This window comes from Flavobacterium alkalisoli (assembly GCF_008000935.1).
Lineage (GTDB): Bacteria > Bacteroidota > Bacteroidia > Flavobacteriales > Flavobacteriaceae > Flavobacterium > Flavobacterium alkalisoli.
The window spans coordinates 660996-685696 of record NZ_CP042831.1 but is presented as its reverse complement, the minus strand read 5'-3'; the positions used below and the strand labels follow the sequence as shown (position 1 = coordinate 685696).

Sequence of the window (24701 nt, the reverse complement as noted above, 5' to 3'; positions counted from 1 at the left end):
AAGAATTCAGCAACGGAACTTATGTTTAAAGGGGTTAAAGAGGTGTATTTTTAATAAACAGCTTTTTTATTGCAAAAAATGCAAAAAATAAATTGGATAATTTGTTTGGAAAAAACTATCTTTGCGCTCGGAAAAAAGAGGTTTTTTTACGAAACGTAAATAGCTGTTAAATAAATATATAAGCAATGTCTAAAGGAACAGGAAAAGTTGCACAGATTATCGGGCCGGTAGTAGATGTAGTGTTTAACACTCAAAATGCTGAGCTTCCAAAAATTTATGATTCATTAGAAATCACTAAAAAAGATGGTTCAAAATTAGTACTTGAGGTACAGTCTCACGTAGGTGAAGATACTGTTCGTACTATTTCTATGGACTCTACTGACGGATTAAGCAGAGGCCAGGAAGTTGTTGCAACAGGTAGCCCTATCCAGATGCCGATAGGCGGAGACATATATGGCCGTTTATTTAATGTTATTGGAGATGCTATTGATGGTCTTGGTAATTTACCAAAAGAAGGTGAAAATGGTTTACCTATTCACCGTCAGGCTCCAAAATTTGAAGATCTTTCAACTTCATCAGAAGTTTTATTTACAGGTATCAAAGTAATCGACCTTATCGAACCTTATGCAAAAGGTGGTAAAATTGGTCTTTTCGGTGGTGCGGGTGTAGGTAAAACGGTACTTATCCAGGAGTTGATTAACAATATTGCAAAAGGTCACGGTGGTCTTTCTGTATTCGCAGGAGTAGGTGAAAGAACACGTGAGGGTAACGACCTTCTTCGTGAGATGCTTGAGTCTGGTATTATTAAATACGGTGACGATTTCATGCACTCTATGGAGAACGGAGGTTGGGACCTTTCTAAAGTTGATAAAGCAGGTATGAGACAGTCTAAGGCTACATTTGTATTCGGACAGATGAATGAGCCACCTGGAGCACGTGCACGTGTTGCGCTTTCAGGTCTTACGATTGCTGAATACTTCCGTGATGGTGCGGGTGACGGACAAGGAAAAGATGTACTTTTCTTCGTAGATAACATCTTCCGTTTTACTCAGGCAGGTTCTGAGGTGTCTGCACTACTTGGTCGTATGCCATCTGCAGTAGGTTACCAGCCAACTCTTGCAACAGAGATGGGTGCTATGCAGGAGCGTATTACTTCAACTAAAAAAGGATCTATTACTTCAGTACAGGCGGTATATGTACCTGCGGATGACTTAACTGACCCGGCGCCGGCTACAACATTTGCCCACCTTGATGCTACAACAGTACTTTCACGTAAAATTGCTGAGCTTGGTATCTACCCAGCGGTAGATCCTCTTGATTCAACTTCAAGAATCCTTACTCCGCTAATCTTAGGTGATGAGCATTACAACTGTGCACAAAGAGTAAAAGAAATTCTACAGAAATACAAACAACTTCAGGACATCATCGCTATCCTTGGTATGGAAGAGCTTAGCGAGGAAGATAAACTATCAGTATCACGCGCTCGTCGTGTTCAGCGTTTCCTTTCTCAGCCATTCCACGTTGCTGAGCAGTTTACAGGTATCCCTGGGGTATTAGTAGATATTAAAGATACAATTAAAGGCTTTAACATGATTATTGATGGTGAGCTTGACCACTTACCGGAAGCTGCTTTCAACCTTAAAGGTACTATCGAAGACGTAATCGAGGCAGGTCAGAAAATGTTAAGCGAAGCATAATAAAAGTTAAGGGTTTCGGGTTTCACCTTATAAAAGGAAACACGCAGCCCTAAACTCAAAACTTTAAACTATGTTATTAGAAATAGTATCACCGGAAGGTCACTTATTTAAAGGCGAGGTTACTTCGGTAACTGTTCCCGGCATAAATGGTGAGTTCCAGATGTTAAACCACCACGCTAATATCGTTTCGATACTTGCTGCCGGTGACATAAAAATAGAAGTTCCTGATTTTAAGAGTAACAGCTCTTTTGGCGGGAAATTCGTAAAGTCTGATAAAGACCAGAAGTTTCTTTTACCTATCACTTCCGGCACACTGGAAATGAAAGACAATAAAGTGACTATCTTAGTAGACTAATTTAGTTTTAGATATAAAATAAAAGCCCTGTCATATCACAGGGCTTTTTTTATTATTATTGGTGTATGAATAGACCTGATGTTTTAATAATAGACAAAGAAGTTTTAAGAACAAGGCATAAAATCATTGCATTGATTTTTATGCTGACTACGGTCTTTTTTGCTGTTTACGGAACTATTGAGTATAATAAAGGGGAAGCTTTCAGGCAGTATTTTTCGTCCTATGCTTTTGCGTTTGTTGCCCTGTTTTTTGTGGTAGCGTTTTTAAGTACCATGTGTTTTAAAATAGATTTAAGGAAGAACAGGTTCAAGGAAGAGTATGCATTTGGTCCATTCAAATGGGGTAGGTGGAAATCATTTCCAAAAGGCGAACTTGATTATGTGTCGTTATTTAAGCAATTATACAGAGATGAAGAGGGTGATGGAAGTGTTAGTTACCACATAAATTTATGGTATAAAGACGAGACCTATTTTAATTTATATGTTTCTGACTATGACGTTTGTTTAGCACTTGCTACCTCTCTTGCTAAAAAGCTAAATATTTCCTTATATGACGCTACAGATCCTCAGGATAAGAAATGGGTTGAGTTATAGTTTTAAGAAAACACTGCGATAGCATGTATGACAAGTAAGACAAGGCCTATTATATGAGTCCACATCATTTTTCTATTTTCCTTAAGCCAACCAAAAAAGATAAATAAGGTGTGTATTACAAAATAAAACGGACCTGTTAGCATGGTCAACATAAATATATTAAAACCTTTCCATCCGGCTTTTCCGGTATAGAGAAAATATTCATCAATCCAGAGATGTCCATAAAACACATACATACTAATAAATATAGTGATGTATAAAGGGAATCGCTTTGGGAACAGGGCAGTTGCTAATATGGGTATGAGAAAAAGCAGATAGATCATAAATTATCCTGATTATCGTCTTCCACAAACTCCATAATATCTCCCGGCTGGCAGTCAAGTTCTTTGCAGATAGCTTCCAATGTGCTGAAACGAATAGCCTTTGCCTTTCCTGTTTTAAGTATGGAAAGGTTAGCGGTAGTTATGCCAACCTTATCTGCCAGTTCGTTAGAACGCATTTTCCGTTTGGCAAGCATAACGTCTAAATTAATGATAATAGGCATAGGCTTATATGGTTAATTCGTTTTCTTCCTGGATAAATTCTCCTTTTTCGGCCATATATGCCATTAAGTAAAGTAGTTTTCCGGCCAGGTAAATGCCTAAAAAGGGAAGTATCTGTTTAAAAAACATAGTGATATCGAAAAACACTACCACGCCTGTACAGCAATACAGTAAGTACTTTGTTTTGGCAAAAATAATGATTGATGCTCCGGCTTTTCTAAAATCTTCACCTTGGTCATTATAAAACATTTTGCCTGCTTTTATCTTAACAAGGCACCTGTAAAAATGTTTAATACCATAAATAAGGTAAATCAATAGGGCTCCGTACAGTACACCAAAAGTCGCCGCTACTCCTACTTCTTCATTTATTGTAAAATCGGGTACCTTAAAAGTTTGGGCTAAAAAAGATCTGGCAATGCCGTGGTCGTTTTTTATAAGTGCGAATAACCCCATTCCAATATTAAGTACAGCCATTATTGCTGCTACTGTTATTAAGATTCTTAGGGCGATAATAATAACGTTGATATGATGTATTATATATTTTTTCATGATGTGGTTATATAGTTAAATCATTTTCTTCTTTCTGTTTTTTAGCCATAAGGAAAACATCGCTAAGCACGATAAAAAAGAATCCCAGTCCGAGTGTAAAAAGTGAATCGCTAAACCCAATGCTTATTTTTATTGAACCGTCAACCAGGTTATAGTATAGCGAAGGCAAAATCCCTATAGTCCAGCTTAATAACAGGGCTTTACCCATTTGGTTAAAAGACAGTATCACTACTTCATCAAAAAAGCGTTTCTTTTTAAAAGACTCTAAAACCTTTTTAAAGAGATAAAGGGCATATACCGCTAAAGCATAACTTAAGTAAATAACAAGAAGTGAGATAATCAGTTCTGCGCCGTTAATAGTAGCAAACTCGTCTCCGTTTAGTTTAAACGGAATTCTTTCGGGCATTATAGCTGCCATTAATATAAATGGAAGTCCGAATATTGCCGGAATAACCGCAAGTACAAATAAGATATCGGTAATAGTCTTTAGAGTTGATAATCGTTTCATGCTGTTATATAGTTAAGTCGTTTTCATGTTTAATGGTAACTCCCGATTTGATAATGTCGGCTACAATAAAAATCCCTATTGCCACAATCAATGTAACGATATGGCCGCTGTTATTGTTAAGATAATCTAATAAATCATAATTAGCCTTAAAGGCATTATTGATTGTAGCAATTGTTATATCAGTCAATCCGAACAGAGCTAAAAAGATTGCTCCCAGTTTTAAATAGCCGGAACTTTTAGTGTTAAAAAAGCCTTGTTTAATAAATAAGTTTACCGAAAGCTGTAGGTATATCATGGCTGCAAAAAACAGTGCCCCGCTTAAGATTGTCGTGTAAGGTAAATAAGCAGGGAAGACTTTAGAATAATCAATTGTGGGAGTGTTATATAGTGAAATAAAAATATATACAGAAAAGCAAGTTGTTAAAAAGGCAAGAAGAATTAAACTTCTTAAAATCCAGTTTAATATTTGAATTTTTTTCATTGCAGGTAAAGTTGATTGGTTTGTTTGATGCAAATATAAATAAATTATCGAAAAACAATAATTAATTTTTGAAAAACAATGTTTTTATAAAATTGCTATAAGCATGGAGTTATGTATTTTTGGGATATGAAAAGCTTACCGAAATCCCTTATAGCCAAATTACAACAGCGTACTGAAGCAAATGCCTTGCGTAGTTTGCCTGTTGCTAACGGGTTGGTTGATTTTTCATCAAACGATTATTTAGGGTTCTCTCAGTCGGCAGAAATTTTTCAGCAGGCACACCAATATCTACTTGATGCTAATATTATTAGCAACGGTTCTACCGGATCGAGGCTAATAACAGGAAACCATAACCTTTATCAGGTGACTGAAGATTTTGTAGCACATTTTCATAACAGCCCATCGGCGCTTATATTTAATTCGGGGTATGATGCTAATGTGGGCTTTTTCTCCTGTGTACCACAAAAGGAAGATATAGTACTGTATGATGAGTACATACATGCTTCCATACGTGACGGGCTGCGTCTCAGCAATGCCAAAACCTTTAAGTTTCGACATAACGACCTTAGCCATTTAGAAAACCTTTTAAAAAGATATTCAGCAATAAAGGGAGAAGTATATGTTGTTACCGAATCGGTGTTCTCTATGGATGGCGACACTCCGGATTTGGTTAAATTGGTTGCTGTAGCTGAGGAATATAATAGCAGATTAGTAATTGATGAAGCGCATGCTTTAGGCGTATTTGGTAATAAAGGCGAAGGTTTAATACAGGAACTTAACCTACAGGACAGGGTTTTTGCCCGTATAATGACCTTTGGTAAGGGGTTGGGGGGCCATGGAGCCGCTGTTTTAGGAGCTGAAGAGCTAAGAACCTATCTGGTAAATTTTGCCCGAAGCTTTATTTATACCACGGCACTGCCGCCTCATTCGCTTGCGGTAATTCTCACATCTTATAAGCATCTGGAAAGTAACATTCAGGCAAAAAAGCAGCTTAGGGATATTATTACTTTTTTTAATGAGGAACTAGAGAGGCTGGCTTTTACTAACGTTTTTATTTTTAGTGAATCTGCCATACATTGTGCAATTATACCCGGTAACGACAGGGTAAAACAGATAGCCGAATATTTACAGCAAAACGGTTTTAATGTAAAGCCCATACTTTCTCCTACAGTACCTCATGGTCAGGAAAGGCTGCGTTTTTGCCTGCATAGCTTTACCACCCGAGAAAGCATTACCCGTTTCCTTAATCTGCTTCAGGAACATCTGGCTCAGTTTTAGCCTTTTTGTTCTTACGCGGACGTTTTTTGAACCAGTTGTTGTCTTCTTCTCCAAAAAGATAAGCATAGGGCTGGGTATCCGGACTCATTTCAAACAGTTTTTTAAGTATGGCAATGGTTGGTATTATAATAATCATACCTACAATGCCCCATATTGCCCCTCCTATAAGCAATCCTAAAAATGTAATCAATGCATTTAGGTTTACATTGCTTCCTGTAATTTTTGGCGTTAAAAAGGCGCCTTCCAGCATTTGAATAAAAGTAAAGGATACTATAACAGCTATAGGATAAAAAAGGCTGTCTTTAGTAATTAGGGCAAAAACAAATGGTAGGGTAGCACCTATCCACGGGCCCAGATAAGGGATAATATTAAGTATGCCGGCCAAAACTCCAAAAAATATAGCGTGTTCTATTCCCAGCGCAAAAAGCACTGCCGTATTTACCACAGCCAATATAAGCATTACTTTGCCGGCACCGGATATGTAGGCATACACAACTTTTCTTATGGAAGTCAGTTTATCTAATATTTCATCATTGTTCGATCTGCTGAAAACTTTAGCCACGAAAACAGCAAGGTGATCTCTGTAAATAAGTAGGAAAAATATATAAACCGGCAGCAGTATAATATCACCTATCATGGCTATGGTAGACCATAGTATTTGGGTAGGCGGAGCTTCCTCTGTCTGTACCATCTCAACGGCTTTTTTTATTTCAAAGCCATAGCGCATACCCAGGTCAAACCCAAAATGTTCTTCTGTCCATTTGTTGGCTTCAATTACAAAAGCATTTACCTCATTTTTAAGGCTTCCGCCCAAATCATCCATGAATCCCCTAACCTGAAGGTATATAAATAAAAGGAGTCCGGAAATTGTTATTATGAATAGCAACAGGCATATGGCCGCACTTACCGATCGCGGAATTTTACGTCTTTCCAGCCTGTTACAGGAAGATGTTAGCAACATGGCTATATAACCGGAAATAAGCAGCGGTACTAATATCTGCTTGGCAATTATCATAAAGAATACTATGATAATTATAAGCAGGAATATATATACTGCTTTTACATAGTTAGGCAATTTTGCGGTCGTCATATAAGTAAAGTCATGTTAAACTAATGAGGTAATTGTCAAAATTAACTAATATAATAGCTCTATATTGGTAATGTTTTATTAAAATTACTGTTGTATTTTAGTTAAAACCCTTAAAAAAAAGGACTGCTTCGACAGTGGACTGCTTATTTAATAAATTTGTGATATGGAAAACACTTTTGTAAAAGTTGCATCGTTTCAATATTCATCTGAAGCGATGATTATAAAAGGAAGGCTGGAAGCCGAAGGTATTGAGGTTTTCATGAAAGACAATAATACTATTGATACCGATCCATTGGTTAGTAATGCAATTGGTGGGGTAAAACTGTTAGTGCATCTTGATGATAAAGACAGGGCGACAGAGGTTTTACAGGATGTTAGCCGATATTCGCTTGATGATGAAGGTAAGCCTTTAACCTGTACAAAGTGTAACAGTCATGAAATTGAGCTGGGTACTACCATTAAGGATATAAAATCGCTTTTTGCATTCCTTTTCACTTTTATATCGGTAGTGCTTCCATTTTACACAAAATATAAATACCGCTGTAATAACTGCGGAAATGAATTTAATCTAGAATGAAACTATTTATTACAGGAATAGGAACTGATGTTGGTAAGACGATTGCATCGGCCATAGTGACGGAATCTATTAAAGCAGACTACTGGAAGCCTGTGCAGGCCGGAGATCTTGATAATTCCGACAGCCATAAGATTGAACGTTATATAACCAATAATAAAACAGTTATCCACCCTAACAGTTATAAGTTAAACACGCCGGCTAGTCCTCATCTGGCAGCGCAGTTAGATGATGTAACTATAGATCTTAAAAAAATAAAAGAACCGAAAACAAAAAACCACTTGGTAATAGAAGGGGCGGGAGGACTTTTGGTTCCTTTGAATGATACCGATTCCATAATCGATTTGATACAGCCGGATTATAAAGTAGTTGTAGTGTCAAGGCATTATCTGGGCAGTATAAACCATACACTGCTTTCTCTTGAAGTTTTAAAACAAAGAGGTATAGAAGTAGCAGGCATCATATTTAACGGTCCTGAAGTGCCTTCTACCGAAGAGGTGATTTTAAAACGTACCGGAATTAAAATGATAGGCCGTATAGAGGAGGAGCCTTATTTTGACAAAAATGTGGTGCTGCAGTATGCAGACGACTTTAGGGACAACCTGAATAATCTATAACATGAGTACAGTAAATATACCGGGACTTACCGAGAGGGACAGCAAACATCTTTGGCACCCCTATACACAACATAAAACAGCAGCAAAGCCTATTGGTATAGTAAAAGGAGAAGGAGCTTTGCTATGGGATGAAAACGGAAAACAATATATAGATGCCATCGCTTCGTGGTGGGTTAATCCTTACGGGCACAGCAATAAGTTTGTTGCCGATGCCATATACAGGCAGCTTACCTCTTTAGAGCATGTACTTTTTGGAGGATTTACACATGAGCCTGTAGTGTCGTTGTCAGAAAAACTTGTAGCCATATTACCGGACAACCAAAAGAAGCTGTTTTTTTCTGATAACGGTTCTACCGCTGTAGAAATAGCTGTTAAGGTAGCGCTGCAATACTATTATAATAAAGGGGAAAAGCGTACTAAGATGCTGGCTTTTGAGAACGCCTTTCATGGTGATACGTTTGCTGCAATGGCAGCGAGTGGTATTTCTTTCTTTACAGAGGCATTTAAAGGCTCTCTTATCGAGGTGGTACGCATTCCTGTACCAACTGCAGGTAATGAGGAAGAAAGCTTAAGGCAGCTAACCGAAATGGCGGCTACAGGAGAGTATGCCGGATTTATATTTGAACCATTAGTGCAGGGGGCTGCCGGAATGGTGATGTATGAGCCTGAAGCACTTGATAAGCTTATCAGTGTATGTAAAAAGTATGGTGTTTTTACCATTGCGGACGAAGTGATGACAGGATTTGGTAAAACAGGTAAGTATTTTGCCTGCGATTACCTTAACGAAAAGCCGGATATGATGTGCCTTTCAAAAGCATTAACGGCAGGTGCAATACCTATGGCAATAACCACCTTTACTCAGGAGCTTTTTGACGGTTTTTATGATGATGATGTAAATAAGGCTTTGTTTCACGGGCATACCTTTACGGCTAATCCTACAGGTTGTGCAGCAGCATTAGCCGGATTAGAATTGCTTCAGTCGGATGAAATGCAGGAGAACCTGGTAAGGATAAACAGAATGCACCATGCCTTTAAGGATGAGATTGAAAATCATCCAAGGGTTGCAAATGTTCGTGTGCTGGGGGTTATAGTAGCCTTTGAGATTAAGCGTGAAGGAAATGAAGATTATTACGGCGATTTTAGGAACAAGCTGTATGATTTCTTTATAGAGAACGGGGTGATACTTAGGCCTGTAGGTAATATTATTTACATACTTCCGCCTTATGTTATCAGCAATGAGTTGTTAGTAAATATTTATGATACCGTTAAGTTGGCGATTGAGAAAATAGCGTAAATTAGTTTAACTATTTAGCGCTATCTTTTTATGATACATCCTGATACCGAACTGCGCTTTATCAACAACATAGTGGGCTATGGGGTTGTAGCGAAAAAATTTATTCCAAAGGGTACTATAACATGGGTTCAGGATGACCTGGACAGTGTTTACACCACTGATGATATACAACGGATAAATCCTTTAATGCATAATTTTATCGAAACCTACTGCTTTGTTAACGGAAGGGGGGAGAAAGTGCTGTGTTGGGATATTGCCAAGTATGTAAACCACAGCTTTAATCCAAGTTGTATGTCTACTGCTTATGATTTTGAGATTGCCATAAGGGATATATATCCCGGAGAGCAACTTACGGATGATTATGGTTACCTTAACGTATCTGAACCCTTTGAGGCAGAAGATGAAGGTACTGTCAGAAAAGTGGTTTATCCCGATGATATTTTAAAATATCATGAACAATGGGACAAACAGATTTTAGATAATCTGCCGCATATTGGTTTGGTAGACCAGCCTTTACAAAAGTTTGTTTCACAACCCAATTGGGAAGAATTCAGTAAGGTGATAACAGGACAAAGCCTGCTTAGGTCGATAAAGACATGTTATTATACGCAAAACATATTAAACCGGGGCTAATCCTCGGTTTTTTTTATTGTTTGCCGTATTTTTGCTGGCAAATTCTAATATTTTGGCAATACCCGTTTCCATAACTTCCATAGCTTCTTTTTCTCCTTTGGGAAATACACCTCAAGAGGTATGGACAAGTTATCTTAAACCTGAAACTAAAATAAGTTTTAAATACTTAGGCAATAAAAATGTACCTGTAGCTGCACTTAATAATCAGTTGGAAAAACTGGTAGGTGAGTTGGCAGATTCCGATGCAAAATATCGTTATCTGGATAAATCTGTACTATATGCCATTTTAGCTTCAAGAAATGCCGCAAAGGCAGCCGGATGGAAAGAAGGTGATGTGTTTGGTATTAACATCGGGTCTTCCCGTGGTGCTACAGAGCTTTTTGAGAATCATTACAGTGAGTTTATCAATACCGGTAAAACAAGTGTACAGGCATCGCCCTCTACAACACTGGGTAATATATCTTCCTGGATAGCCCATGACCTTAAAAGTACCGGACCCGAAATATCACATTCCATAACCTGTTCAACGGCTTTACATGCACTTTTAAATGGTATAGCATGGTTAAGGGGTGGTATGTCTGATAAGTTTATGGTTGGTGGCAGCGAAGCGCCCTTAACACCGTTTACCATTGCGCAGATGCAGGCCATGAAGATTTATTCTTCCCAAAAGGTACAATATCCTTGTCGTTCATTGGATATGGATAAAGGGGTAAATACTATGGTGCTTGGCGAAGGTGCAGCCATAGCGTGCCTTGAACCCGGAAGAAAGCCTGATGCTTTAGCTTATATAGAAGGTATAGGGTATTCTACAGAGGTCTTAAAACATAGTGTTTCTATTTCTACTGATGCAGACTGTCTTCAAAAATCCATGCTTATGGCTTTGGAAGGTATAGATGTATCTGAGATTGATGCTGTAGTTATGCATGCTCCGGGGACCATTAAAGGAGATCTTTCAGAATATAATGCCATTAAAAAAGTATTTGGTAATCATTCACTCTTATTAACCAGTAACAAATGGAAGATAGGGCATACTTTTGGAGCTTCAGGATTACTTAGTCTTGAAATGGCAATCATGATGCTTAATCATGAAAAGTTTATAGGCGTTCCTTTTGTAGATAAAGAAAACTTTATACAGGATAAAAAACTTTCCAAAATTCTTGTAAATGCAGTAGGTTTTGGCGGTAATGCAGTTAGTATACTGATAACTAGATAAAATAAGAAACCCCTTACGAGAGTAGGGGGTTCCTTGCATCCAACTAAAAAATTACTAAACATTACGGGAACTAAAACCCATAATATGCTTGTTAAAATCAGCCAATCACTATTTAGCTGACTTGTGTTTTTTATAACCTAATTTGTAATTAAATTTTAAATGAAAATCAATATTTTAGATATTTATTAACATTTAAAATCGGGGCAAATATACTGATATATAATTATTTATGTATATGATGCTGAATTTTTGCTTAAATTTTAATTAACAAGTAGTTTATTTATAATGTAAATACTATTATTTGTGAATTGTTGTATTTTAAGCAGAAAATAGCCCAAAATGTAACAGAATAAACAGTGTAGTTTTTGTGGTTTAGGAAGTTTCGGTAGGTATTTTCGTCATAAAACAGCGGGGAATTTGATATTAAACGATTTTTCGTATGATTTTCTTTATTAAAACACCGATGATTTAGGGGGCTTTAAACCACCGGTGTTTATGCTTAATATAAAATGCGGGGGCATTACATTTTATAATGGGCAAATAGCACAAAGCATATTTAGTAATAAAGCAGGAAATGCAAATGGTTGAACGTATAAGCCAATTTACCGTTTGTCGGATTTAACAAATGTTTTGTCGACTTTGCTTTTACAAATCTAGTACATTCAATTCGATATTTTAACAAAATTTTAATAGACAAATTATAGACAAACTGTATTTTTTAAATATTTAAACGGTTGTTTTTTAGTAATTTATGTTATGTCTATGTTTTTAGGTTCAGGATTTATTAAGAATTCAGACTAAATTTCCATGATAAGCTTATCAAACTCCACATCTTCCTGAATATTCATCTTTTTCTTAATTCTGTACTTCTTGGTAATGACACTTTCGTGTGAAATCTGAAGCAATGAAGCAATTTCCTTATTTGACAGATTAAGTTTTAAAAGCGAACAAAATTCAAGGTCGTTTTTGGTGAGGTTTTCAAATTTGTCTGCTAAAATAGTATTGAACTCAGGGTGTACCTTATTAAATCGCGTTTCAAACTGTTTCCAGTAGTCTTTTTGTTTAACCAGGTGCTGGAGTTCTTTTCTTACTTCATTAACGGATGTAAGCGAATTGTTTTTGCATTTATCTATGATATTATTAATACTGTCCTGAATGTTTGCCATTCTTAATGCAGACGAGGTAAGCTCGCGTTGTTTTTCTTTTATGCGTTCTCTTTGGGCATCAAAAAATTCTTTATCATGTTGGGCCTGTTGCTCCAAAAGGTTTTTTTCTGCAGCTATTGTTTTCAGTTCCTCATTTTGTAGTTGGCTTTTAAGTCGTACAGCCCTTAATATAAATAGGATTAATGCAATTATGGCAAGACTTATTATAATACTAGCCCAAAATATAATCCTGTTTTTCTTGGCATTTTGTTCCAGTGCTTCATTTCGGTTTTCAAGGGCTATGTTCTTTTCACGCTGAAGTTCGTTTTGCAGTCTTCCCTGTACTTCATTTAAAGCGCTTTCTTTATCCATTATAGCTATGGAGTCTTTAAGTTTTACGGTTTCTACATAGTTTTCTGCAGCTTTTTTATAGTTCCCGGTTAAATTATAGGTGTCTGCCATTGCCTGAAGGAAATACATTTTATCTTCAATATTGGCATTTTTATAGGAATCTGTAGCAGTAACCTGTTCGACTATTTTAAGTGATTTATTTTTTTGTCCGTATCGGTTAAGGTGGTTAATATATTCCATTCCAATTCGGGTAACATAAGGAGAATTGACCAATAAAAGGTTATCTATGGCGTGCTGATAATCCTCCATTGCCTGTTTCTCATTTCCTTCACGTACTTCAATATGTCCTATTTTAGAATAGGCAACACCCATAACAGCGATATCATTATAGGTTTTAAGACCTTCAAGGCTTATTCTTAAATCATTTTTTGCTTCACTAAGTCTGTCAAGCTGTATAAGGCATTCTGCTCTGTTTAATAGAGTATAGTAATAATTTTTGAGGTCGCCACTTTTTTTGAACCCTTCTATACATTCGTTATAAAGGTCAAGGCCAAAGTTATAATTTCCTTTTGTAAGATAAATATTAGCAAGTTTTTGTTTAACAGGGTAAATTTCCACATCATTTTTAAGCCTTTTAAGAACTTCTATGGCTTTAAGGAGATACTTTATCGCGGTGTCATTGTCAAATTTTAAAGCATAATTTGATGCCATTTCACCATATATAATTGCCTTTGTTTTGTCTGACTGGTCGCCGGTTTTCAGCAAAACATTTAACTGTTTTATAGATTCATCATAATCGCCTTTGTTCCTTATGCATAAGGCGATATTAATAAGAGGTTTGGTCTGTCTTTTTTTGAAATCTTTTGAATAATCGGCAGATTTTTGAAAATAATGAATTGCCGAGTCAAAATCGGTCAGCATTATTTCACGGATGCCATAAAGATTATAAAGATCACTTATAATAGTATCGTGAACTTTTTTTCTTTTTGCTTCACGAAGGCCCTGCTTAATATAAGCTACAGCACTATCGGGTTTTGCAAAAACCAGCTGTCTGCCTGTTGTGTTAATTTCATTAAAGTTAAACTCTTGTCCGTAGCAAAAGGCCGTAAGTAGCAAGGTGGCCAAAAGAAGTTTTATTCTCATAGCACTAGGGGATTTTTACGTTATTTTATATTCGTGGGGACTGCTAAAATACTAAAAATATTTAACATTTATTTAAGAAAATGGGTAATCAGTTATTATTTACATAATTCTGATATTTTGTTATAAATAATATTGCTTTCAAAACCTTTTCTCATTAAAAAATCAAATATTTTTTTCTTTTTCTTCTGAATATCAGACTCCCTGATATTTTTCCATTGCTTTTCAGCTAGCTCATCGAAAGCTGAAAAATACTCATCATCGGGAATTTCCTTTAATGCGGCATCCAGATTATATCTAGAAATATTACGAAGTTTAAGCTCGTTTTTAATACGGATACGCCCCCATTTTTTAATGCGGAATTTACCTCTTGCAAAACTTTTGGCAAAACGTTCTTCGTTTAGGAAGTTATGTTCTATAAGATGGGCAATAATTACATCGCTCGCCTGCTGTATCATGTTCATGCCTTTTAGTTTCTGCTCAACTTCATCATGGCAGCGATCCTGATATGAACAGTAATGTTCCAGTTTTCGTTTTGCTTCTTCTACGGTATATGTTTTGTGCATAGGGCGTACTCTTTTATTAAAGGTATAAAAAATCCCATTCTTTCGAACAGGACTGTTTATTATTGGGTTATATTAAGTTTTTTATGGGTTCGCTTAACGGCTTCTTCATTTTTATAGTCAATCCATGCCTGGCCTTTATAGCGTCTCATTATATTATCAAAATGCCTCATTATAAAAATATTATAGACAGCTTTTGACAGGTTGCTGAATTTTCTTGGCAACGCCCTTAAGCTCATAGAGAATCCTGGCGTTATATATTTCATATAATGCCAATAGCCTTCGGGCATATAAAGCATTTCACCATGTTCTAAATTGGCCACCAGGCCTTCTGCGTGTTTTAATGCAGGCCATCTGTCAAGGTCCGGATTGTCAAAATCAATATCTTCTCTTGATATTAACGCGTGCGGAACCTTATATAGGTAAGGGGTTTGGTTTGGCGCAAAAAGAATGCATCTTTTTTTGCCGTGAAAATGGAAATGAAGAATATTAGAGTAATCTATATCATAGTGGATAAATACTTTTGAGTTTTCCCCTCCAAAAAACAGCATGGGTAGTTGCTTTATTAGCCTGATGCCTAAATCAGGCCATTTAAAGTCATTTTGGAGTGAAGGGACTTCCTTCATTAGGTTATATAGAAATATCCGATAGTTTGTAGGTTTAGATTGCATCAGGTCTATATAATCGGCCATTTTCATTTCGGCATGTGCCTGGTTAAATCCGTCTTTGTGGGATACCGGGCGATCGTCATATAGGGGTACAGTCTTATCTCCTGCAATATCTTTAATATAATTTAGCTTCCATTTTTCGTAGGCAGGCCAGTCCTGAGTTAGCTGCTCTATAACAAGTGGTTTTTGCTTTTTTACATAATTATTGTAAAAATCTTCTTTCGAGATGGTTTTTACACGTTCTATTTCTGTTAGGTGTAAAGGCATAGATAAAGGCGAAAGTTAATTCGTTACAAAATTACTAAAGCGTTACCAAACTGTAAAATTCGGTTACGTAAATTCGTTATAAAAAAAGGTTAAATAAATGCAAAAGCAGCCTCGAAGGGCTGCTTTTATATTGGTTGTTATATTAATCGTTTTACTTCTTAATTATAACAAATTCATTACGTCTGTTTATTGCGTGCTGTTCTTCTGTACAGTTGTCACCACAATTTACTTTTGGTTGCGATTCGCCATAACCTTTTCCTGAAATTCTTGCTCTTGAGATTCCCTGCGAAGCAACATATTGTACTACAGCCTTAGCTCTTTCGTCAGAAAGTTTTAGGTTGTACTCGTCGCTACCTCTGCTGTCAGTGTGTGCCTGAGCCTCAATAACCATATTAGGGTAAGATTTCATAACATCTACCAGTTTGTTAAGCTCTGAAGCTGCTTCCTGAGTAATATTGCTCTTGTCGTATTCAAAGTAAATTTCGTTTAATACTACCCTGTCGCCTACAATAAGATCCTGTAGCGGCTCAAGATCGGCCATTACATTAACTTTTCCTCCTTTTGTTTTACCAACAGGGAAGTTTTCTGTTTTATAGCCCTCGGCAGATGCCTGTATAGTGTATGGTGTATCACAATCTACTTCATAGCTTACAGTACCGTTGTCATCAGCAGTTCTTGTTTCAATTACATTGTTTCTGTCGTCAAGTATTGCAACTTTTCCTGCCGGTATAACTTTTCCTGTTTTAGAATCTCTAACCGTTACAATAGCCTGTACTCCGCAAATAGGGATAGCCATATACAAGTTGTCTGAACCTAAACGGTTACTGGCAAAGAAACCAACATTTTGAGCTGTATTAAAACTGAATGAAAAGTCGTCTTTAGCTGTATTGATAGGTTCACCAAGGTTAATAGCTTCGCCGTTATTAGCAAGGTCTATCATGTAAACATCATAACCTCCAAATCCTTTTCTTCCTTCAGAAGCAAAGAATAATTTATTGTCGGCAGTTATGTATGGGAAACTTTCCCTTCCTTCTGTATTAACTTTTGGTCCCAGATTTTCTGGTTTACCATAAGAGTTATCACCTTTAATCTCTACTTTCCAGATATCGGTTTCACCTAATGACCCCTGTCTGTTTGATGAGAAATATAAAGTTTTACCGTCTGCAGAGATAGATGGGTTAGCCGAAGACCAACGCTTATCGTTTACTGGTAATGCCTGAACATTACCCCATTTCCCGTTTTCTTTAGTGGCTTTAAACAGGTATAATAATCCTGTTTGCTGTCCTTTGTCTTTCTCAAACTTACCTTCTTTAAAGCTTTCGCTGGCAAAGTACATGGTGTTACCATCTGCTGTTACTGCTGCCGGGCCATCATGCCATTTACTGTTTATTTCACTTACAGGTGTAGGTTTGCTGAATTTTCCGTCACCCTGATAAGTAGCTACATACAGGTCAAGATAAGGTTCCTCGTTCCTTCCATAAGTCCTGCGCTCTGTATTTCGGGTACTTGTAAAGTAAAATGTGTTGTCGTCGTTTAATACAGCGCCAAAGTCGGTGTATTTTTTATCACTTATATCCAGATACTTCTCGTCAAAAAGCTTGGTTTGGCTTTTTAGTTTTGGTAAGTAATCAGGATCTTTCATGAAAATAATTGCCCTTTGATCATTAGGAACCATTTTAGAAAAGGTCATCATCTGCGCGTTGGCTTCCTCATACCTGCCTTCGGCCTTAAGCATCTGGGCATAGTGGTAATAAATCTCAGCATCCTGTTTGCTTTTAACAGCCTTTTCATACCATTTAATAGCTTCTTTACTATTAAACATGTTGTAGTAGCTCTCGGCAAGCTGTCTGTAAACATAAGGGTCTTTTTTACCCGAAAGTTTTAGATATTCCTGAGCCGCGTCTATGTATTCAAAACGGCTGTATAATTTATCTGCTTTTTCTGTCTCCTTATTTTGTGCCATGGCAAACTGTGCTGCCAGCATAAAACTTAAACTGATATATAGGTTCTTCATTTTTCTTGGTCGCTTTTAGGTTAGAAATAACGTGGTGAACGTGATACTTTCTTAGGGAAGTTCAGGTCGAATAACAGCATTACCTCATGCGAGGCTGGGGTAGTGATGTTAAGGTCGGAAACAATATGGTCATAGGCATAACCCAGCCTAAGGTTAGGGGTAATCCTGTAGTTGACCATACCACCAAAAGAGTCATCAAGCCTGTAGGTGGCCCCGATCTCAAAGCGCTCAAAGAACAGCGCATTCAGTGAACCGTCTATAGAAGGCGATACGTTGAAGGCTGATTTTAACATGAAAGAGGGTTTTAGCTTTACGTTATCCGATAACTGGAATACGTAACCCCCCGTTAGGAAGTAGTGCTGAACTTCCGATCCGAACTGAAGGTCAGTTCCGCTTTGGGTAAGGTCAAGGTGCTTGCTCTTAAGCATGTTCGGTACCGAGAAGGCCACATAGTACTTCTGGGTGTAGTAGAAGAATCCTGCACCTATGTTGAAATAGGTGTTGTTAACGTTCTCACTGAAGGCAGGGTCGCCCGGCGCCGGTACATATCCGTTACCGATATCACTGTAAAGCCCCACATCGTGGAACGTTGCTCCGGCCTTAAGGCCAAGGGCAAGGCGGTGCTCTCCCCCTAAGTTAAGGGTGTAGGAGAAGTCCGCATAGGTGTTGGTCTCCTTTACAGGACCAATCTGGTCGTTGATAACCGATAGGCCCAATCCCACATTCTTACCAACAGGACTGTGCCCTGAGAAGGTTGCCGTGGTTGGGGAATCCTGGATGTCAACCCACTGTTTGCGGTACAATAACCCAAAGGACAAGTTCTCCTTCGAGCCCGCATAGGCAGGGTTGATCACGTTCATGTTATACATGTACTGCGTATAGTGCGGGTCCTGCTGTGCAGAAACATCGGCAAGGCCACACAATGCCACAAGGGCAGCCAAGTAGATTTTCTTCATAAAAAATAGGTTTCTATGGTTATGTAATGGGGGGTTAACCCGAGTTAGTTCTATTTGGTATTTGAAATCTTAGCTTAAATCTGCCTGCCTTCACTTAAGCAAATGATAGCCTAAATTTGCTTTCAAACGCGTTAAAGATAGACATTTTTGCGATATTCGTACAGTATTGGCTATAAATATCAACATTTTAACAGCTTACATTGTTTAAGGTGTTATTTATTTAACAAAACGACTAAATTTTGTTGTGATGATTGGCTTAAAATGCTGTTATATAGTATATAAGTAGTCATAAAGCTGAGAGCTGTCAGAAAGTTCCAGCTTGGTTGCAATCCTTTCTTTTCTTTTTCTGCAGGCCTCAAGAGTAATGTTTAGCATAGATGCTATTTCTTTTGAGGTAAGGTTCATGTATAGATAGCAAATAAACCTTATGTCGTTTGAAGTTAGTGAGGGGTGTACTGTTTTAAGACGTGTTATATATCCCTGATTTACTTCCTCAAAATGGGTAATGAAATTTTCCCATTCATCATCTGACTTAAGGTGTTCCCTAAGCGTTTTTATGTGTTTAGTAAGCGAACTGTTTTTTGATAGTTCGGGTATTTTAGACAGGCTGGTAAGAATATCTTCTATAAGCACATTTCTGCCGGATAAATAAAGAGCCTTAGCCGTAAGCTTTCTGTTGCGCGATTCAATTTCATTTTTAAGACGCTCCTGTTCCAGTTTGGCCTTATTTTCTTTTTCCCTTATCTGTTTTTCCAGTACAAGGTTTTCATTTTTTTCCTTTTCCAGTTCCAGGGCAATAGCCTGTTCCTTTTGTTCGGCAATCAGTTTTTTCTGTTTTAGCTTAACCGACAGGTTGCGTAATAGTAATATTATTATGGTTACTACTGCCATTATCGCAGCTATAATGGTATAGAAAGTTTTTCTTTCGGTTTTTAGTTTTTCTTCATTTATGGCAATTTCATTCCTGTAGTTCTGTATCTCAAATTTTACCTTGTTGGTTTCTAAAAGCTTTCCGTTTTTTATATCGTTAAGTTCTGTTTCTGCCGATAAAACAGAGTCTTTATACTGTAATGCCTTATCGTAAAGCTTTAGCTTAGAGTAAATTTTTGATAGAAGCTCATAGGTTGTTTTTTTTGTCTCGGTATTAGGATTTTCTGCCAATATATTTTTCCCCGAAACGGCAGCCTCGTCATACTTCCCTTCTGCCAGGTAGCTTTTTGTGATTATGAACAAAAGTGAAATACCTATGTCGTTAAAGTCAAGGTTTTTTGAGGTAGCATACAGATTAAGGGCTTTCTCCCTTGCCTGCGTTGTATGGCCTGTTAGCAAATCATTCTCTGCCATTGTTATCTGGGCTAATACATAAAGGTTTGGATCGGCTTTCAGTAAAGGGATTGCTTCTATAATGTATTTTTTTGCTTCTTCGGGCCTGTTTGTTTCATTGGCTACACCACCCAAATTCATGGCATAAAGTCCAATCTTTATCTTGTCCTTGTTTTCTATGGCTATTTCATAGGCTTTTTTAAAGTATTCCTCTGCCTTTTCAAAGTTATTCTCTTTAGTGTATATAATGGCGATGTTGTTTAAAACAACCATTTCATGCTGTGGGTCCAGTTCCTTTACTGCAATGGTATAACTTTCCAGATAATAATTAAGGGCCTCGCCATAGTCCAACATGGTAAAGTAATTAGCGCCAATGTTATTTGTGGCTAAAAAAGCCTGCTCATACCAGTGGTTCTTTTCGGCAAGGTTTCTTGCCTGTGTAAGTAGTTCGAGTGACTTTACATGTTCTTTCTTCCACATATATTCCACACCTTTTTTGATAAGTGAATCACAATGTTGTATAGTATTTGCCCTTGCGGTTGATATAAAAAACAACGCAATTAAAAAGGAGAATACTATTTGAAGGCTTTTTTTGTGCACGGAAGAAAAGGGATGGATTTAATCAATCCAAATATAAACTATAATTTAATGCAAATAAAAAAGCTTTTCCCAATTTGAGAAAAGCTTTACTATATGTAGTTGTATTTTTTAAGCTTTACCTGAAGCTTTAAGGTTACGTTCAATTGAGTGACCAGGGCGCGTCCATTTTGGTTTTTCGCCAAGAGGGGCATATTCTGAATCGTGAGCTTCCACAGTTTGAGGCTGTGATTTTTTAGTGAAAGGCTTTTGCGGGATAAGTCCAAGCATTTCAAACATCTTCATGTCTTCGTTTACATCCGGGTTAGGGGTTGTAAGCAGTTTGTCTCCTGCAAAGATTGAGTTAGCTCCTGCAAAGAAACACATGGCCTGTCCTTCTCTCGACATTTGGGTTCTACCGGCAGAAAGTCTTACCTGAGTTTGTGGCATAACGATTCTGGTAGTAGCTACCATTCTTATCATTTCCCATATCTCTACAGGTTTTTCATTCTCCATTGGTGTACCTTCTACAGCTACAAGTGCGTTGATTGGAACTGATTCAGGTTGCGGACTTAATGAAGCAAGTGCTACAAGCATACCAGCCCTGTCTTCTACGCTTTCGCCCATTCCTATAATACCGCCACTACAAACAGTAACGTTAGTTTTTCTAACATTGTCTATTGTTTGTAGCCTGTCTTCATAACCACGTGTGGAAATTACTTCTTTGTAATATTCTTCGGATGTGTCAAGGTTGTGGTTGTAAGCATATAAACCGGCTTCGGCAAGGCGCTTAGCCTGATTTTCGGTAATCATACCCAGTGTACAACAAACTTCCATATCAAGTTTGTTTATGGTTCTTACCATTTCCAGTACCTGATCAAATTCAGGTCCGTCTTTTACGTTTCTCCATGCAGCACCCATACATACTCTTGAAGATCCGCTTGATTTAGCGCGCAGTGCCTGTGCTTTTACCTGCTGTACACTCATTAGGTCGTTGCCTTCTATATCAGTATGGTAACGGGCAGCCTGAGGGCAATATCCGCAGTCTTCAGGGCATCCTCCTGTTTTAATGGAAAGCAGGGTAGATACCTGTACTATATTAGGGTCATGGTATTGTCTGTGAACTGACGCTGCTTCATAAAGCAGGTCCATAAGCGGTTTATTATATAATGCTATTATTTCTTCCTTAGTCCAGTCGTGTCTCATTGTATTCATAACGGAATTTTAAAGTTGGCTCAAAAGTAGCAAATTCCGTTTTAACAACCGAAAAAACACTTTAAACTTTGCTTAGTTATGATTAAGGTCGTCTACCTTATTGATTTTTTCAACCTTATCTTTCCAAAACTGCATTAATGTGAATGATACTATAGCACTAGCCGCAAGACCTTCTATAAACAAGCCCATACAAAACTGGTAAAGCGATGGTGTACCTCCAAAAATATAGTTTTCTGCAAAGGTATGTATGTACTCTTCACCTCCTTTATATTCTGCATACGCAATAAAAGCAAATATGCTTATTACAAGACTGGTAAATGCCGTGAAGAAGGCAGAACTTAAGTTAGTAAAATATCCGTCAATATGATCGGCATAATCCTGCTTAATAGTTCGGTTTACACCATATATTACAAATACAAAATTTACAAGCCTTAGGTAAATCTTATCTCCTAAGCCAAACATTTCCATTAAAAGGAAAAATAGTGCAATACCGATAAAAATAATGATTCCGTTAATTATTATCCTCGAAACTTTCATAGCTGCTGTGTTTTATTCGTTAATAAATTATGTTACAGTTTTTTTGGCTGTTATTACTCCTTTTTGAGGGAAGTATGCTAGTCAAAGTCTATTGCGATTTATTCCGAAATTTAGCTATAAAAAGGCAAAAAAGTAAGAGAATTAATAAAATTTTAATACAAGAAGTATGACTCTTATAATTGAGGATTAAGGTTGTTTTTGAACGGATTCCATGTCTTCATAGAGTATTATCCATGGTGAATGGGAGAAATAATGCCACTCTGCCTCGCCCAAATCTACTGTAGAGTTGATAAGTTTTTTGAGAGGAGCTCCGTTTACTGCAGCTTCAGTTTGTGCATAAATAGCTACGTCAATCCCTTTTTGTGCCTGTTCTTTTTTAATACGTTGGGCAAATTGCCATATCATATCAGGTTTAGTGCACATACTGTTATATTGCTTACGGGTCATTTTTGTATGTACATTGTAAGGTATAGGTTTACCTGTTTTTTTGTCAACTACCTTGTAGGTTGTATATCCGTTACGGGTGCGAAGCATCATTCGCCAGCTAAGGCGGTGGCCCTCTTCAGTCCAAAATACATCGCCTTTTATCAAATGATGCCTTAGCGGTAAAGCTAGCTGTACTATTAAATAAGGTATAAAAAAATAATACAGTGTTGTTTTATAAGGACTGCCTTTTAGTGCGATTTCCTCAGTAATAACAGGTTTCTTTTTAAAGAAAATGCTTCTTATTTTTTCCGGAGGATAAAAGAATACTACAAAACTTAAGGCAAAAAACGGAAATATCCCTATTTGTAATGTTATGGAGTTGAAAAGGTGGAATATTAGTGAAGCGATAAAAGCCCAGGTCCTGGTTTTTTTAAACAGGAGCAATGGCACTACAAGCAAATCGAATGCTATACCTGCATAGGCAATAAAAAGGTAGAACCATTTTTGGGTAAAAATATCATGTAGTACAGGAATTGTAACCGAACGATCCAGCAGGTTTTTAGTAAACGTTCCGTCAAGCCATCCGGGGTAGAATTTTGCTATAGTAGCAAAAAAGTATACTATGGTTACCTGAGTTATCATAACCCACGAACACCATGCTGGCATTGTAAGGCTTTTGACAGAAGATTTTTGTTTAGCGTCTAGCGAGGCATAAGTATTGGCCGGCAAAAACCACATTATTATACAAACCAGTAAAAGAAGGTAGTAATGGTTGTTGTAAGATGTTTTTTGCATAAAATACACACCGGCCCAAAGTAGGGTGTAGGCACCTAATGTCCATCTGTATTTATAGCCTGCCATAACCAATAGGCCTAAAACACCCATAAGGCAAAAGTAAAAATACATTCCTATTCCCGGCAGAGGCTGTAACCAGTCAAGCCCAATATGTGAAAATGTAAATTCTACATCTATAAAATTTTCTTTTACCCATCCGGTTAAGATAGCACCAAAGGTTTCGCAGGCGAGCAGGAACCCGAAGAATATCCTGAAAACAATAAGAGGGGCATTGTCTATTTGCCGGAAAAGGTAATTTTTCATGACAGTTTTTGAGAAATATATTCCAGTGATATTTTCTGGTCTTCCATAAGCTGATCTTTCAGGTGGTTTACACTGGGGAATTTGATTTCGTCACGTATCCTGTAGTGTATGTTGACCCTTATTTCAGAATCATATATATCAGCATTAAAATTAAAGAAGTGTACTTCTATAGACTCTGCAACGCCTCCTACGGTAGGATTATTGCCTATATTCATCATCCCGAAAACTTTTTGTCCTTTAATTTCAGAAGAAACAACATAAACACCTTTTATGGGTATAAGCTTATAACTTTCGGTTATATGTATGTTTGCTGTTGGGAAACCTATGGTTCTGCCAAGTTGTTTACCTTTTACTACAGTTCCCGTTAAAAAGTAAGGATACCCTAAATACCTGTTTGCAGTTTCCAGATAACCGGCATTTAAGGCATTTCTTATTTTGGTTGAACTTACCGATACTTCGTTTATCTCAAGAGCCGATATTTGTTCTACCTCAAAATTGTAGTCTTTTCCAAAAATAATAAGATCATCTATATTGGCAGTCCTGTTACGTCCAAATCTATGATCATAGCCAATTATTATCTTTTGCACTTTAAGTTTATCAACCAGGATGACTTTTACAAATTCTTCGGCAGTTAGGCGTGAAAAAGAATGGTCAAACGGGTGGATAATCAGATTATCTATACCATACTCTTCCAGTAACATTGCCTTTTCTTTTATGGTGTTTAGTAACTTGATATCAGTGTTTTGCTGAAGCACCATACGCGGGTGAGGAAAAAATGTGAGTAATACATTTTCGCATCCCGCTTTTTTACTGCTCGAGGTTATTTTTTCCAGGATGCTTTTATGACCCTTATGCACACCGTCAAAAGTGCCCAGTGTTACAATGGTTCGTACATCGGTATTAAATTCCTGTATTGAATTGAAGATTTTCAAAGGCTAATAGAGTTATGATAAAGCAAATTTAATAAGAAGAGGGTATATTATAATAATGATGAAGAT

At 37.2% G+C, this 24701-nt stretch carries 24 protein-coding genes; 9 read left to right on the top strand and 15 right to left on the bottom strand.

The features are described 5' to 3' along the window. Window positions 1–185 precede the first annotated feature (185 nt). From atpD to FUA48_RS02885, 3 genes are all read left to right on the top strand, one after another. Window positions 186–1697, top strand: coding sequence for a F0F1 ATP synthase subunit beta (atpD, locus tag FUA48_RS02895; protein ID WP_147582028.1), 1512 nt, complete (start codon window positions 186–188; stop codon window positions 1695–1697). A 70-nt stretch (window positions 1698–1767) separates the two neighbouring features. Then, on the top strand, window positions 1768–2052 hold the full coding sequence (locus tag FUA48_RS02890; protein WP_129750361.1) for a F0F1 ATP synthase subunit epsilon: 285 nt from the start codon (window positions 1768–1770) through the stop codon (window positions 2050–2052). Between the two features lie 65 nt (window positions 2053–2117). Further along, on the top strand, window positions 2118–2645 hold the full coding sequence (locus FUA48_RS02885; protein WP_147582027.1) for a hypothetical protein: 528 nt from the start codon (window positions 2118–2120) through the stop codon (window positions 2643–2645). 319 nt (window positions 2646–2964) lie between these two features. On the opposite strand, the gene FUA48_RS02880 is transcribed toward FUA48_RS02885, so the two are convergent. Genes FUA48_RS02880 through FUA48_RS02865 form a run of 4 tightly spaced genes read right to left on the bottom strand, consistent with a single transcriptional unit; the run spans window position 2965 to window position 4725 of the window. Then, window positions 2965–3189 (bottom strand): helix-turn-helix domain-containing protein, encoded by a 225-nt coding sequence (locus FUA48_RS02880; protein ID WP_147582026.1) that lies wholly within the window; start codon window positions 3187–3189, stop codon window positions 2965–2967. A 4-nt stretch (window positions 3190–3193) separates the two neighbouring features. Then, window positions 3194–3736, bottom strand: coding sequence for a hypothetical protein (locus FUA48_RS02875; protein ID WP_147582025.1), 543 nt, complete (start codon window positions 3734–3736; stop codon window positions 3194–3196). A 7-nt stretch (window positions 3737–3743) separates the two neighbouring features. Further along, window positions 3744–4244, bottom strand: a complete 501-nt coding sequence (locus FUA48_RS02870) for a DUF2975 domain-containing protein (RefSeq protein ID WP_147582024.1) — start codon at window positions 4242–4244, stop codon at window positions 3744–3746. A gap of 4 nt (window positions 4245–4248) precedes the next feature. Continuing rightward, on the bottom strand, window positions 4249–4725 hold the full coding sequence (locus FUA48_RS02865) for a DUF2975 domain-containing protein (RefSeq protein WP_147582023.1): 477 nt from the start codon (window positions 4723–4725) through the stop codon (window positions 4249–4251). Window positions 4726–4851: 126 nt separating this feature from the next. Between FUA48_RS02865 and FUA48_RS02860 the strand changes: the two genes are divergently transcribed. Next, entirely contained in the window at window positions 4852–6003 is a 1152-nt protein-coding gene (locus tag FUA48_RS02860) for an aminotransferase class I/II-fold pyridoxal phosphate-dependent enzyme (RefSeq protein ID WP_147582022.1), read from the top strand. Here the strand turns inward: FUA48_RS02860 and FUA48_RS02855 are convergent. After that, window positions 5969–7093: an AI-2E family transporter gene (locus tag FUA48_RS02855; protein ID WP_147582021.1), complete on the bottom strand. Its 1125-nt coding sequence runs from the start codon at window positions 7091–7093 to the stop codon at window positions 5969–5971. The genes FUA48_RS02860 and FUA48_RS02855 overlap by 35 nt on opposite strands. Before the next feature lie 163 nt (window positions 7094–7256). Here FUA48_RS02855 and FUA48_RS02850 point away from each other — a divergent pair, with 163 nt between their 5' ends. From FUA48_RS02850 to FUA48_RS02830, 5 genes are read left to right on the top strand one after another with little or no spacing between them, the layout of a single operon-like run. Continuing rightward, window positions 7257–7670, top strand: a complete 414-nt coding sequence (locus tag FUA48_RS02850) for a putative signal transducing protein (RefSeq protein ID WP_147582020.1) — start codon at window positions 7257–7259, stop codon at window positions 7668–7670. Next, window positions 7667–8284: a dethiobiotin synthase gene (gene bioD / locus FUA48_RS02845; protein ID WP_147582019.1), complete on the top strand. Its 618-nt coding sequence runs from the start codon at window positions 7667–7669 to the stop codon at window positions 8282–8284. The genes FUA48_RS02850 and bioD overlap by 4 nt, the downstream gene beginning before the upstream one ends. 1 nt (window position 8285) lies before the next feature. Further along, entirely contained in the window at window positions 8286–9578 is a 1293-nt protein-coding gene (gene bioA, locus FUA48_RS02840) for an adenosylmethionine--8-amino-7-oxononanoate transaminase (RefSeq protein ID WP_147582018.1), read from the top strand. A gap of 30 nt (window positions 9579–9608) precedes the next feature. Beyond that, complete coding sequence (locus FUA48_RS02835; RefSeq protein WP_147582017.1) at window positions 9609–10211, top strand: SET domain-containing protein; 603 nt, start codon at window positions 9609–9611, stop codon at window positions 10209–10211. 52 nt (window positions 10212–10263) lie between these two features. Beyond that, window positions 10264–11424 (top strand): beta-ketoacyl synthase N-terminal-like domain-containing protein, encoded by a 1161-nt coding sequence (locus tag FUA48_RS02830; protein ID WP_147582016.1) that lies wholly within the window; start codon window positions 10264–10266, stop codon window positions 11422–11424. A gap of 797 nt (window positions 11425–12221) precedes the next feature. Here the strand turns inward: FUA48_RS02830 and FUA48_RS02825 are convergent. The 10 genes from FUA48_RS02825 to FUA48_RS02780 all read right to left on the bottom strand — a co-directional run bounded on the left by FUA48_RS02825 (window position 12222) and on the right by FUA48_RS02780 (window position 24635). Then, the gene (locus FUA48_RS02825; RefSeq protein ID WP_147582015.1) at window positions 12222–14063 is read right to left on the bottom strand and encodes a LuxR C-terminal-related transcriptional regulator; all 1842 of its coding nucleotides are present in this window, start codon (window positions 14061–14063) and stop codon (window positions 12222–12224) included. A 95-nt stretch (window positions 14064–14158) separates the two neighbouring features. Continuing rightward, window positions 14159–14626, bottom strand: coding sequence for a regulatory protein RecX (locus FUA48_RS02820; RefSeq protein ID WP_147582014.1), 468 nt, complete (start codon window positions 14624–14626; stop codon window positions 14159–14161). A 59-nt stretch (window positions 14627–14685) separates the two neighbouring features. Further along, entirely contained in the window at window positions 14686–15558 is an 873-nt protein-coding gene (locus FUA48_RS02815; RefSeq protein ID WP_147582013.1) for a cupin-like domain-containing protein, read from the bottom strand. Between the two features lie 151 nt (window positions 15559–15709). After that, entirely contained in the window at window positions 15710–17572 is a 1863-nt protein-coding gene (locus FUA48_RS02810) for an OmpA family protein (RefSeq protein WP_147582012.1), read from the bottom strand. Window positions 17573–17592: 20 nt separating this feature from the next. After that, complete coding sequence (locus FUA48_RS02805) at window positions 17593–18528, bottom strand: PorP/SprF family type IX secretion system membrane protein (protein WP_147582011.1); 936 nt, start codon at window positions 18526–18528, stop codon at window positions 17593–17595. A gap of 267 nt (window positions 18529–18795) precedes the next feature. Next, complete coding sequence (locus FUA48_RS02800; RefSeq protein WP_147582010.1) at window positions 18796–20331, bottom strand: tetratricopeptide repeat protein; 1536 nt, start codon at window positions 20329–20331, stop codon at window positions 18796–18798. A 228-nt stretch (window positions 20332–20559) separates the two neighbouring features. Next, window positions 20560–21642, bottom strand: a complete 1083-nt coding sequence (bioB, locus tag FUA48_RS02795; RefSeq protein ID WP_147582009.1) for a biotin synthase BioB — start codon at window positions 21640–21642, stop codon at window positions 20560–20562. Between the two features lie 72 nt (window positions 21643–21714). Further along, the gene (locus FUA48_RS02790) at window positions 21715–22179 is read right to left on the bottom strand and encodes a hypothetical protein (RefSeq protein WP_147582008.1); all 465 of its coding nucleotides are present in this window, start codon (window positions 22177–22179) and stop codon (window positions 21715–21717) included. 186 nt (window positions 22180–22365) lie between these two features. Continuing rightward, entirely contained in the window at window positions 22366–23703 is a 1338-nt protein-coding gene (locus FUA48_RS02785; RefSeq protein ID WP_147582007.1) for an HTTM domain-containing protein, read from the bottom strand. Next, a complete protein-coding gene (locus FUA48_RS02780; protein WP_147582006.1) occupies window positions 23700–24635 on the bottom strand; it encodes a bifunctional riboflavin kinase/FAD synthetase in 936 nt (311 codons plus the stop codon). The genes FUA48_RS02785 and FUA48_RS02780 overlap by 4 nt, the downstream gene beginning before the upstream one ends. Window positions 24636–24701: the final 66 nt, after the last annotated feature.

Excerpts from the sequence above, each read along its gene's own strand:
- FUA48_RS02875 (WP_147582025.1), bottom strand. The coding sequence starts at position 3,736 with ATGAAAAAATATATAATACATCATATCAACGTTATTATTATCGCCCTA.
- FUA48_RS02825 (WP_147582015.1), bottom strand. The coding sequence starts at position 14,063 with ATGAGAATAAAACTTCTTTTGGCCACCTTGCTACTTACGGCCTTTTGC.
- FUA48_RS02890 (WP_129750361.1), top strand. The coding sequence starts at position 1,768 with ATGTTATTAGAAATAGTATCACCGGAAGGTCACTTATTTAAAGGCGAG.
- bioA (WP_147582018.1), top strand. The coding sequence starts at position 8,286 with ATGAGTACAGTAAATATACCGGGACTTACCGAGAGGGACAGCAAACAT.
- bioB (WP_147582009.1), bottom strand. The coding sequence starts at position 21,642 with ATGAATACAATGAGACACGACTGGACTAAGGAAGAAATAATAGCATTA.
- FUA48_RS02805 (WP_147582011.1), bottom strand. The coding sequence starts at position 18,528 with ATGAAGAAAATCTACTTGGCTGCCCTTGTGGCATTGTGTGGCCTTGCC.
- FUA48_RS02880 (WP_147582026.1), bottom strand. The coding sequence starts at position 3,189 with ATGCCTATTATCATTAATTTAGACGTTATGCTTGCCAAACGGAAAATG.
- FUA48_RS02800 (WP_147582010.1), bottom strand. The coding sequence starts at position 20,331 with ATGTGGAAGAAAGAACATGTAAAGTCACTCGAACTACTTACACAGGCA.
- FUA48_RS02785 (WP_147582007.1), bottom strand. The coding sequence starts at position 23,703 with ATGAAAAATTACCTTTTCCGGCAAATAGACAATGCCCCTCTTATTGTT.
- FUA48_RS02885 (WP_147582027.1), top strand. The coding sequence starts at position 2,118 with ATGAATAGACCTGATGTTTTAATAATAGACAAAGAAGTTTTAAGAACA.
- atpD (WP_147582028.1), top strand. The coding sequence starts at position 186 with ATGTCTAAAGGAACAGGAAAAGTTGCACAGATTATCGGGCCGGTAGTA.
- FUA48_RS02855 (WP_147582021.1), bottom strand. The coding sequence starts at position 7,093 with ATGACGACCGCAAAATTGCCTAACTATGTAAAAGCAGTATATATATTC.
- FUA48_RS02865 (WP_147582023.1), bottom strand. The coding sequence starts at position 4,725 with ATGAAAAAAATTCAAATATTAAACTGGATTTTAAGAAGTTTAATTCTT.
- FUA48_RS02790 (WP_147582008.1), bottom strand. The coding sequence starts at position 22,179 with ATGAAAGTTTCGAGGATAATAATTAACGGAATCATTATTTTTATCGGT.
- FUA48_RS02860 (WP_147582022.1), top strand. The coding sequence starts at position 4,852 with ATGAAAAGCTTACCGAAATCCCTTATAGCCAAATTACAACAGCGTACT.
- bioD (WP_147582019.1), top strand. The coding sequence starts at position 7,667 with ATGAAACTATTTATTACAGGAATAGGAACTGATGTTGGTAAGACGATT.
- FUA48_RS02820 (WP_147582014.1), bottom strand. The coding sequence starts at position 14,626 with ATGCACAAAACATATACCGTAGAAGAAGCAAAACGAAAACTGGAACAT.
- FUA48_RS02850 (WP_147582020.1), top strand. The coding sequence starts at position 7,257 with ATGGAAAACACTTTTGTAAAAGTTGCATCGTTTCAATATTCATCTGAA.
- FUA48_RS02810 (WP_147582012.1), bottom strand. The coding sequence starts at position 17,572 with ATGAAGAACCTATATATCAGTTTAAGTTTTATGCTGGCAGCACAGTTT.
- FUA48_RS02835 (WP_147582017.1), top strand. The coding sequence starts at position 9,609 with ATGATACATCCTGATACCGAACTGCGCTTTATCAACAACATAGTGGGC.
- FUA48_RS02870 (WP_147582024.1), bottom strand. The coding sequence starts at position 4,244 with ATGAAACGATTATCAACTCTAAAGACTATTACCGATATCTTATTTGTA.
- FUA48_RS02815 (WP_147582013.1), bottom strand. The coding sequence starts at position 15,558 with ATGCCTTTACACCTAACAGAAATAGAACGTGTAAAAACCATCTCGAAA.